This window comes from Shinella sp. WSC3-e (assembly GCF_945994535.1).
In the GTDB taxonomy this organism is placed as follows: Bacteria; Pseudomonadota; Alphaproteobacteria; order Rhizobiales; family Rhizobiaceae; genus Shinella; species Shinella yambaruensis.
On record NZ_OZ000530.1, the window covers coordinates 67,609 to 78,599 of the forward strand.

Annotated in this window: 9 protein-coding genes; all 9 read left to right on the forward strand. The window is 63.5% G+C overall.

The window, feature by feature from the left end; all coding sequences use genetic code 11:
• The first annotated feature begins 94 nt into the window (after positions 1–94).
• Positions 95–1,810: an IlvD/Edd family dehydratase gene (locus tag AABF56_RS00305; RefSeq protein WP_272804509.1), complete on the forward strand. Its 1,716-nt coding sequence runs from the start codon at positions 95–97 to the stop codon at positions 1,808–1,810.
• A 63-nt stretch (positions 1,811–1,873) separates the two neighbouring features.
• Complete coding sequence (locus AABF56_RS00310; RefSeq protein WP_272804510.1) at positions 1,874–2,527, forward strand: RraA family protein; 654 nt, start codon at positions 1,874–1,876, stop codon at positions 2,525–2,527.
• A gap of 90 nt (positions 2,528–2,617) precedes the next feature.
• Positions 2,618–3,715: a substrate-binding domain-containing protein gene (locus tag AABF56_RS00315; protein WP_272804511.1), complete on the forward strand. Its 1,098-nt coding sequence runs from the start codon at positions 2,618–2,620 to the stop codon at positions 3,713–3,715.
• Between the two features lie 11 nt (positions 3,716–3,726).
• The gene (locus AABF56_RS00320; RefSeq protein ID WP_272804512.1) at positions 3,727–4,797 is read left to right on the forward strand and encodes an ABC transporter ATP-binding protein; all 1,071 of its coding nucleotides are present in this window, start codon (positions 3,727–3,729) and stop codon (positions 4,795–4,797) included.
• On the forward strand, positions 4,790–6,496 hold the full coding sequence (locus AABF56_RS00325) for an ABC transporter permease subunit (protein ID WP_272804513.1): 1,707 nt from the start codon (positions 4,790–4,792) through the stop codon (positions 6,494–6,496). The genes AABF56_RS00320 and AABF56_RS00325 overlap by 8 nt, the downstream gene beginning before the upstream one ends.
• On the forward strand, positions 6,493–7,581 hold the full coding sequence (locus AABF56_RS00330) for an aldose epimerase family protein (RefSeq protein ID WP_272804514.1): 1,089 nt from the start codon (positions 6,493–6,495) through the stop codon (positions 7,579–7,581). The genes AABF56_RS00325 and AABF56_RS00330 overlap by 4 nt, the downstream gene beginning before the upstream one ends.
• Positions 7,578–9,278 (forward strand): phytoene desaturase family protein, encoded by a 1,701-nt coding sequence (locus AABF56_RS00335; RefSeq protein WP_272804515.1) that lies wholly within the window; start codon positions 7,578–7,580, stop codon positions 9,276–9,278. Before AABF56_RS00330 ends, AABF56_RS00335 begins: the two co-directional genes overlap by 4 nt.
• A gap of 49 nt (positions 9,279–9,327) precedes the next feature.
• Positions 9,328–10,110, forward strand: a complete 783-nt coding sequence (locus tag AABF56_RS00340) for an SDR family NAD(P)-dependent oxidoreductase (protein ID WP_244768040.1) — start codon at positions 9,328–9,330, stop codon at positions 10,108–10,110.
• Between the two features lie 42 nt (positions 10,111–10,152).
• The gene (locus AABF56_RS00345; protein ID WP_272804516.1) at positions 10,153–10,806 is read left to right on the forward strand and encodes an HAD family hydrolase; all 654 of its coding nucleotides are present in this window, start codon (positions 10,153–10,155) and stop codon (positions 10,804–10,806) included.
• The last annotated feature ends 185 nt before the right edge of the window (positions 10,807–10,991 follow it).

The following is a 10,991-nucleotide window of genomic DNA, read 5'->3' on the forward strand; positions in this document are numbered from 1 at the left end:
ATCTCGCCCGCCGGAACGAGAACAATCTGGCCTGTTGACAGGAAATAGGTTTAACGTTAAATCTAAATCCAACAGAGGCGTGGAGGCGCATGTCGTGGAGCGCAAGCAGAGACTGAGAAGCCAGGATTGGTTCGGCAGCGGCGGGAAGGATGGTTTCATCCATCGCAGCTCGATGAAGATGCAGGGACTGCCCGATCATGTCTTCGATGGCCGGCCGGTCATCGGCATCTGCAACACCTGGTCGGAGTTCAATCCGTGCAATGCGGGCCTGAAGGGCCTCGCTGAGGCCGTCAAGCGCGGCATCTGGGAGGCGGGTGGCCTGCCGCTGGAGTTTCCGGTCGGCTCGCTCGGGGAGGACCAGATGCGCCCGACCGCCATGCTGTTTCGCAACCTGCTCGCCATGCAGGTGGAGGAGTCGATCCGCGCCCATGGAATGGACGGTGTCGTTCTGCTCGCCGGCTGCGACAAGACCACGCCGGCCCAGTTGATGGGGGCTGCCAGCGTCGATCTGCCGACCATCATGATCTCGGCCGGACCGGCACTCAGCGGCAATTTCCGGGGCAGGACGATCGCCTCGGGCACGGATGTCTGGAAGTTCTCCGAAGAGGTGCGGGCTGGCACGATGTCCATGAAGGACTTCGTTGCGGCTGAAAGCGGAATGAGCCGCTCCGTCGGCGTCTGCAACACTATGGGCACGGCATCGACAATGGCCTCGCTGGTCGAGGTTATGGGCGTGGCACTGCCGATGAATTCGGCCTATCCCGCGGTCGATGCGCGCCGCTTCGCGCTCGCGCACCTCACCGGCAACCGCATCGTTGCGATGGTGCGCGAGGATCTCCGGCTCTCGAAGATCCTGACAAGGGCGAGTTTCGAGAATGCGATCCTTGCGAATGCGGCGCTGGGTGGTTCGACCAACGCGATCGTCCATCTGCTTGCAATTGCTGGAAGAATTGGCGCCGACCTGAAGTTGGACGATTTCAACCTCGGCTCCGAGGTGCCGCTGCTCGTCAACTGCCTTCCGTCGGGCAAGCACTTGATGGAAGAGTTCTGCAATGCCGGTGGCGTGCCGGCGGTTCTCGCGCAGATCAAGGGCATGCTGCGCGATGCGCTGACGGTGGAGGGGCGCTCGGTCGTCGAGGTCGCCGCCGAGGGCGAGTGCTTCAATGACGACGTGATCCGCGCGCTGGACAATCCGGTTCGGCCAAAAGCCGGCATCCGCGTGCTGCGGGGAAACATCGCGCCCGATGGCGCGGTCATCAAGCCTTCGGCGGCGACGGAATCTCTTCTCGTGCACGAGGGGGAGGCCTATGTGTTTTCCTCCGTCGAGGAGATGAAGACGAAGATCGACGATCCCGACCTGCCGGTCACGGCCGATACGGTGCTGGTGCTCCAGGGCTGCGGGCCGAGGGGATATCCCGGCATGGCTGAGGTCGGGAACATGCCGATCCCGGCGCGACTGGTGCGCGAAGGCGTGCGCGACATGCTGAGAATTTCCGACGCGCGCATGTCGGGCACCGCCTTCGGCGCCGTCGTCCTGCATGTCTCGCCGGAAACCTCGGTGGGCGGACCGCTCGCTCTGGTGAAGACCGGCGACCGCATCCGGATGAATGCCTATGAAGGAACGCTGGAGCTTCTGGTCTCCCGAGACGAGCTTGAGAAACGCGCGGAGGCATGGGTGCAGCCTCGAACGGTCACCCCGCGCGGCTTTGTGAAACTCTACCAGGATCATGTGATGCAGGCCCATACGGGTGCCGACCTGGATTTTCTCGTCGGCGCCAGCGGCGACGCTGTCGTCAGGGAGGCGCATTAGCCGGACGTCCCTTTTGGCACTATTTCCGGCTTCAAGGTTTATCGTTAAAGTAAGGAACAAGCGATGCAGTTCGAAACTTACGCAAAGCAGCTCTACACCGGCGTGCTGTCCGACGTGATGGACAGTCTCGGCCGGACCAGCCAGGCGATGCGGCCATTCATCCGCCCCGTCGACGATGCATCGGTCCTGATGGGCCGTGCGCGGACCGGCCTTTACGCGACCGTCTACGGCAGGCGCGACAACGACAACCCCTACGAACTCGAAATGGAGCTTGTGGACAGCCTGACGAAGGACGATGTCGCCGTGCTCGCCTGCAATGGCCCGACCGAGCGCATCGCTCCCTGGGGGGAGCTTCTGTCGACAGCGGCCAAGATGCGGGGCGCCAACGGGTGCGTGACGGATGGTCTCGTGCGCGACACCAAGCACATCAAGCACCTCGGATTTCCGGTGTTCCACGGCGGCATCGGCCCGCTCGACAGCATCGGCCGCGCAAAGATGATTGAGCATGACACGGAAATCATCTGCGCGGGTGTGACCGTCCGCTCCGGCGACATCGTGTTCGCCGACATCGATGGTGTCGTTGTCATTCCGCAGGAGATCGAGCAGCAGGTGCTCGATCTCGCCATGACCAAGGCCACGAGCGAGAACAATTCCAGGAACGAACTCCTGGAGGGCAGGCTGTTGCGCGAAGTCTACGAAAAATACGGCGTTTTGTAAGTCATCGAAAGGGAGCGGCCGATAAGAGCCGAAGGCGAAGCCGTCGCCGGAAATTGCTCCCCCGCTAACCGACCAGAGAGGATTAAAAGCATGGGCAACTACCAATTTGACCGCCGAACCTTCCTGAAGAGCGCCGCGGGTCTCGGCGCTCTGGTGACACTGCCGGGCCTTGCGAAGCGGGCTTTCGCCGACCAGGGTGAGATCACCCTTCTGACGTGGGAAACCTATCAGGACGACCCGTGGATTGCCGAGTACACGGAAAAAACCGGCGTGAAAATCAAGGCCGTCCGCTCCGGATCGATCGACGAGATGTTCGCGACCGTCCAATCGGGCGCCATTTCGCCCGATGTCATCTATTTCGACACGGGCACGGCCAATCGCTTCAAGAACTCGGGCCTGATCGCGCCCTTCGACGCCTCCCAGGTCCCCAACAGGTCGAACATCGCCTCGTCGATGGACTGGGAGGCGAAGGCCACGATCGACGGCACCCTCTACGCCCTGCCCTACAACTGGGGCAACCAGCCGCTGATGTACAACGCCGATGCCACCGGCGGCGAGCCGCAGAGCTGGGACGCGCTCTGGGATCCGAAATACGCCGGCAAGGTCAACCTGTTCGACGACGGCTACGTCGTCATGCAGATGATCGCGCTCAAGATCAAGGCGGCCGATCCGTTCAACCTGACGGACGAGGAGTTCGAGGCGTGCGCGGATGCGCTGCGCACCCTGCGGCCCCAGGTCAACACCATCGCCCGCGGCTTCGACGATGCCCTGACGATCTATGCGGCGGGCGACGCGGTGATCGGCTACTGCCAGAACATCTCGATCGTCAACAAGCTGAAGTCGCTCGGCAAGAACTTCGCCTATACCTTCCCGCAGGAAGGCACGCCCACCTGGCTCGACTGCGCCGTCCTGACCGAGCGGGGCCGCAGGAAGGAGGTGTACGATTTCATCAACGAGACGCTGACGCCGGCCTGGCAGGCACGCTTCATCAGCACCAACAGCAACAACGGCGTTCTCAGCCCCGAGGCGGCCGCAAAGGCCGGCGTCTCGCCGGAGGCCCTGGCGAATACGAACATTCTTGACCAGACGGAGGACGGCTTCTGGAGCAAGATGGTCATATCGAAGCTGCCGGAGGACATCGACCGCCGCGTGGCGATGTGGAACGACTTCAAAGCCGGCACCCTGTGAGGACACGTTCGATGAGCCCAGTCAACGCTTCCGGGCCGTTCCTGCGGCTTTCAGGCCTGTCATTGTCGTTCGGTGCGTACAAGGCGCTGCACGACTTGTCCCTGGACATCGGGGAGGGGGAGTTCTTCTCCCTCCTCGGCCCCTCCGGCTGCGGCAAGACGACGACGCTACGGCTGATCGCGGGCTTCGAGGCGCCGGATCGGGGCAACATATGGCTGGCAGGCGACGACATCACGACGTTGCCGCCAAACCTGCGGGATACCAACACGGTCTTCCAGTCATACGCCCTCTTCCCGCACATGACCGTGCGGGAGAACGTTGCCTATCCGCTCCGCATGAAGGGCGTTGCGAAGGCGGAGATCGCAACGCGCGTCGATGATGCGATCGCCAAGGTCAATCTCGGCGCCTTTGCCGAGCGCCTGCCGCATGAGATGTCCGGTGGCCAGCGGCAGCGCGCCGCGCTCGCCCGGGCCATCGTCGGCCGCCCGAAGATCCTGCTGCTGGATGAGCCGCTGGGTGCGCTCGATCTCAAGCTGCGCGAGCAGATGCAGCACGTCCTCGTCGACCTGCAGAAGTCGCTCGGCATCACCTTCATCTACGTCACCCACGACCAGGGCGAGGCCCTGTCCATGTCCGACCGCATCGCCGTGATGAGCGGCGGGCTGATCCAGCAGATCGGCACGCCGGAGGAGATCTACTACAGGCCGGCCAACGCCTTCGTTGCCGACTTCATCGGAAAGTCGAACAGGATTTCCGCTTCGCCGAATCCGGGGGATGCTGCATCCTTGCGGTTCGGGCCGGTCGACATTCCCCGCAGCCGCGTGGCGGGCAGGGCGCAGCCGAGCGCCGTCGCCCTGCGCTTCGAAGCGCTCGACGTGCAGCCGGAAGGCCGTTGCGACGTGACCTTCGACGCAAGGATCGCTCGGGTCATGTTCCTCGGCAGCGTCATCGAGGTCGTCATGGAAAGCGGCGGCCAGATGCTGACGAGCCATGTTCCCTCCCGCAAGGGGCTCGCTCTCAAGGTCGGTGACACCGTGCCGGTGGGCCTGCTCTTCGACGACGTGGTGTATCTCGATGACTAGGTCCCCCGAAAAACTCGCCAAGCTGGTCTCCTCCGCCTCGCCGGGGCTGATCTACCTCTGGCTGCTGGCGCTCGTCGTCGCCCCCAACCTCGTCCTCTTCGGAACCAGCTTCTTCAAGGCGTCGGCGGGTCTGGTGACGGACGAGGTGACGCTGAGGAACTATGCGGCCGTGTTCCAGTCGAGGACCGTGCTCGTCCTCGTGATGCGGACGCTGGTCACCGCCTTCGTCGCCGCCGCGCTCGCCTCGCTCGTCGCCTATCCGCTGGCATTCTACGTCAGCCGCTACATGCGCGGGATGAAGCAGGTCGCCGTCATGCTGGTTGTCATCCCGCTCTGGATCTCGCTGCTGATGCGCGTGTTCGCCTGGCGCGTCATCCTTGGCGAAAACGGCGCGATCAACTCGCTGCTCGTCACGCTCGGCATCCTGTCCGAGCCGTCCGACGCGTTCCTCTATACGCGGTTTGCCGTCGTCCTCACGCTTGCATACATGGCCATTCCCTATGTGTTCGTCTCCTCCTTCACGGCCCTGGAGCGTGTTCCGGAAAGCCTGCTGGAAGCAAGCCGGGATGCGGGCGCGAACCGGTTCCAGACGTTCAGGAACGTCGTCTGGCCGCTCTCCAGGCAGGGGCTTGCGATCGGCTTTTCCCTCGCCTTCCTGCTGGCCGTCGGGGATTATGTCAGTCCGTCCATGGTCGGCGGCCTCAACGGCACGATGCTCGGCATGGTCATCGCATCGCAGTTCGGCATGGCCGGGAACTGGCCGCTGGGCGCCGCGCAGGCTGTCATCCTCATGCTCGCGGTCGCCCTCATCCTCGCCGTCATCGGCTATCTCGGCCGCTCGAAGGGGATCATCCAGGCCGTGGATTCGGGCACGGGTGCGACGCTGAAGCGCGCGGCCACGCTGCGGGGGCGTATCGGCCAGATCCTGCTGAAGCTGGCCGTCACGCTGCCCTATCTGTTCCTCTATGCGCCCCTGGTGGTCACGCTCGTCTTCTCCTTCAACGACAGCCGTGTCCAGACATTCCCGCTGACGGGTTTCACGCTCCAGTGGTATCGGGAACTGTGGACGAACACCGCCCTCATCGAGGCGTTCCAGCGCACGCTTTTCGTAGCCGTCCTGTCGACGGCGGCCGGCACGGTCATCGGCGTCGCTTTCGCTCTCATCCTCGCCTATCGTGTCCGGGCCTTCGGCAACGTGCTGCAGCTTGCCCTGGCGGTCCCCGTCGCGATACCCGGCATCGTGCTCGGGATCTCGCTGGCCATCGTGGCGCAGTTCTCGGGCCTGCCGCAGGGGCTGCCGCGGGTGATCGTCGGGCATCTGAGCTTCGTCATGCCGGTCATCATGCTGATCGTGCTGACGCGCCTGAGGGCGCTCGACCCGAGCTTCGTCGAGGCATCGCTCGATCTCGGCGCCACGCGGATGAAAACGTTGCTGCATGTCCTGCTGCCGATGATCCGCTCGGCCATCATCGGCGGCGCCATGCTCGGCTTCACGCTTTCCGTCGACGAGGTCATCGTGACGCTGTTCCTGACGGGCACCGAGCCGACGCTTCCGGTCTATGTCTGGAACCAGATGCGGTTCGGCTTCACGCCCTCCATCAACGCCATTTTCACCCTGATCGGATTGATCTCGGTCGCCTTCGTTCTCTGCGGGCTCTGGGTCATCAATCGCACCAATGCAAGGACACTGCGAGCATGAACACCACCGCCAGGAAACAAGAAGCCGATGCCGCCGAAGTGTTCGGCATCTACGAAGGGCAGGAAATCCTCGCCGTCACCATCGCCAACGGCAACGGCCTCAGGGCGAAGCTGATCACCTTCGGCGCCCGGCTGACGGAGCTATACGTTCCCGATCGTAACGGCGATCTCGCCGACGTGGTCCTCGGCTTCGACACGATCGACGAATACGCGGCGACGGACACCTATTTCGGCGCGACTTGCGGCCGGTACGGCAACCGTATCGAGGGCGGCCGGTTCGTGCTTGACGGCGTCGAGCACCACCTCAACGTCAACGAGGGCGCCAATCACCTGCATGGCGGCGTCCAGGGCTTCGATCGCAAGGTCTGGGACATCGAGACAGTCACGGCGGACAGCGTCGTCTTCAGGACGACATCCGAGGACGGCGAAATGGGCTTTCCCGGCAAGTCGAACCTGCGGGCGACCTATACACTCACAGCGGACAACACGCTGCGCATCGTCATGGAGGCCGACACGACCAAGGCGACGCTGATGAACATGGTGCACCATTCCTATTTCAACCTCGCCGGCCAGGGCTCCGGCGACGTGCTGCGCCACGACGTCAGGATATCGAGCCGCTTCTATACGCCGGTCGACGACGAGCTTCTCGCGACAGGGGAGATCCTGCGCGTCAGGGGCACGCCGTTCGATTTCACCGAATTCAAGGCCATCGGCGCCGATATAGACAGGCTGCCCTCCGTCGGTGCGACGATTTTCGAAGCTGGCGGCGGATATGACCACAACTGGTGCCTCGACGGTGGCCCGGGTCTGCGCAGGTGCATCGACGTGCACGAGCCTGTCTCCGGCCGGCGGATGACCATGCATACGACGGAGCCGGGCGTGCAGTTCTACACCGCCGGCTACCTGTCGGACAAGGTGATGGGCAAGAAGGGCAAGCGCCTGTGCAAGTATGGCGGCTTTACCCTCGAGACCCAGAAATATCCGGGCTCGCCGAACTTCTCCCACTTCCCGTCCTGCCGTCTCGATCCCGGCGAAACGTACCGGCATGAAATGGTCTTCTCCTTTGGAACGGATGCTGCGTCATGACCACGAGATATGATGTCGTCATTGTTGGCGGAGGCCATAACGGCCTCGTTGCGGCCAACTATCTCGCGCGGGCCGGAAAATCCGTTTGCGTGCTGGAGGCACGCCATGTGGTCGGAGGTGCCTGCGTCTCCGAGGAACTGGTGCCGGGCGCGACATGGTCGTCCTGCTCGTTCATCCAGGGCATGCTGCGGCAGGAGGTCATCGACGATCTCGAACTGGCAAGGTTCGGCTTGCGATCGCTCTCACCGGAAGTCCAGGGCGTCGCGCTCTGGGAAGACGGCGACCACTTCATGCTCCACCATGATGTAGACGAGACATTGAAGTCGATCGGCCGGCACTCGCCGGATGACGCGCGTCGGTTCTTCGAGTTCGGCTCGAGGCTGAAGCGGTTTGCCGATATCTCACGCGACTGGCTGCTGTCTGATCCGCCGACCCGCTCGGAAGTGTTCGGGCGCTTCGAACGTCTGGGCGAGACTGAGCTTCTCAACGAGTTCATGGTCGTGTCGGCCCAGGATCTGCTCGACCGGTATTTCGTCTCGCCCCGGCTCAAGGCCTACATGACCTTCCTTGCCATGGTCTCGACCTGGGGCGGGCCGCAGACGCCGACGACGGCGCATGTCTACGGATACCATGCCTTCGGACAGTTCGAGAACGTATTCGGGCGGTGGGGCATTCCGGTCGGCGGCATGGGCTCGATCACCGCCGCGCTCCGCAAGGGTGCGGAAGCGTTCGGGGCCGTGGTGCGCACCTCCGCGCCCGTCGCGGAAATCCTCGTGCGTGGCGGCCGGGCGGCGGGCGTTCGCCTTGTCGGCGGCGACGTTGTCAACGCCGATATCGTCATGTCGAACGCCGCACCGACGGTCGCCCTCGGCAGGCTGGTCCCGGCCGGGGCGATGAAGGAGGAATGGCGCAGGGAAGCGCTCCGCACCGACGTGCGGGGCTCCATGGCCCGCATCCACGTGCTGCTCGATACGCTGCCGCACTATAATGGCTTCGAGCCCGGCCTCGGGCCGCAGCATCTCGGCCACACGATCCTCAACGCATCAGCCGAGAACTACGAAGCTGCGGCGGAAGCCCAGCGGCGCGGGCGGTTTCCTGATGATTTCGTCATCGAAGGCCTCATCCATTCCGCGACCGATCCCAGCGTCTGCAAGCCGGGGCAGCACACGCTGCTGCTCGGTGTCCAGCAATTGCCGTTCCATCTGGAGAAGGGCGACTGGGACGACCACAAGGAAGCCTGGACCGACCGCGTCATGGAGACCCTCTACCGGTTTGCGCCGAACCTTCGCGGTCATGTCATCGGCCGAAATACGGTGTCGCCTCTCGATCTCGAGCGTACCTACGGCCTGCCCGGCGGCAACATCTTCCAGCGTTCCATCGTGGGCCTCGAAAACCTGTTCTCGGAGCGCAAGGCGCCGGGCGGGGACGGATACCGCACGGCGGTGGAAGGCCTCTATCTCTGCGGTTCCGGCGCGCATCCAGGTGGTGGCGTGACGGGGGCTCCCGGCCACAATGCGGCCAGGCGGGTGCTCGCCGACATGTCCGGCGATCTTGCCCCGGTGCGGCGCCATACGGAGCTCAGCAAGAGCCTGATGGATCGTGTCCTGGAAACGGGCGTCGGCAAGGATCTCGGTTACCAGGTCGCCCAAAGCAAGCTTCTGCGCGGCGTCACGCGCCTCTTCGCCAAATCGAAATGACAACAGGGGCGCCAAGGCGCCATCGTACCGATCAGTCAAAGGACACAAGATGAACTACGATCTCATGGAAGGGCGCGCAAGCTACCCTAGTCTCAAGGACAAGCATGTCTTCATCACCGGCGGTGCATCGGGCATCGGCAGGTCGCTTGTGGAGCATTTCGTCGATCAGGGGTCTGTCGTCACCTTCGTCGATTTGAACGACGATGCAGCGGCGGACGTGATCAAGGGCTGCGTCGCCCGCGGTGGCCGTCCGCCGGTCTACCAGTATCTCAACCTGCGCAATGTCGAGGCCCTCGAGGCCTTCATCACGAAGAGCGGCGTCGAGCGCGGGCCGATCAGCGTTCTTGTCAACAATGCGGGCAATGACGACCGTCACCAGCTTTCCGAGGTAACGTCGGAATATTTCGACGATCGCATAGCGGTGAACCTGCGGCACCAGGTGTTCGCGGCCAAGGCCGTCGTTTCGCAGATGAAAGGGCTGGGTGGCGGCTCGATCATCAATCTCTCCTCCATAACCTGGATGGAGGCGGATGGCGACGGCGTGTGCTACGTCACGGCAAAGGCCGCGGTGCACGGAATGACGCGTGCACTGGCGCGCGAGCTCGGCCCGGACAATATCCGCGTCAACTCCATCGCTCCGGGCTGGATCATGACCGAACGGCAGGTGGACCTGTGGCTCACGCCCGAGGGCGAAAAGCAGATCGATGCGCGGCAGGTTCTTCCCGGCCGGATCTATCCGCCGGAAATCGCACGCATGGCCCTGTTCCTGGCCTCCGACGACAGCCGGATGATCTCGAAGCAGTCCTTCATCGTCGATGCGGGCTGGATCTGATCCGCAGGCGCCTTGGCGGCGGCTGGCCAGGAGATGTTTGGCGTGAAGACAAGATACCGATCGATCATCTACGATTTCGATGGCGTCATCCTTGATACGGTGACCGCCAAGGTCGATGCGTTCGCACATGTCTACCGCGACGAGGATCCTGCGAAGATCGCCGCCATCAGGGCCTATGCCGAAGCCAATGGCGGCATGTCACGCTACGAGAAGTTCCGATACTTCGAGGGGACCGTCTTCCACCGGCCGCTCTCGGAGGCCCGGCTCGGCGAGCTCTGCGCGCAATATCGCGCGGCCGTGGAGGCTGCCGTCGCATCGGCGCGCTTTATCGATGGCGCGCTGGAAGGAATAACGCGCCTTCACGGCATCGCGGCCCAGCATGTCGTTTCCGCCGCCCCCGAAGACGAGCTTCGGAGCGCTTTGGCCGAGCGCGGGATTTGCAACCGGTTCAAGTCGATCGGTGGTGCGCCGAAATCCAAGCTCTCCGAATTTCGCCGGATACTCGGCGAGGATGCCGTCGAGGCGGAGGAGGTTCTCGCCATCGGCGATTCCCTCATGGAATATCACGCCGCAGTGGACCTCGGCATTCCATTCCTGGCGATCGTCGCCCCCGGCGTGCCGGACAGGTTCCCGGACGGCGTTCAAAGGGAAGGCAACCTCTTGAACCTCGTCACGCTCATCAACGGACAGGGATAACCGCATTGTCCGGCATGATGAAGGGGACGAGGACGAAATCATCGAGATCGGGACCGTCGCTTTCAGCGTCTACGGGGGTGGAATCGCCCGGGTCGCTGCTGTCCACCTTTGCTCACGTAGTCAAAATTTCGGCATCTGAGGCGTGGGCAGGCCGGGCTGCATGGGGCGCTTTGCATTCGTGTTCC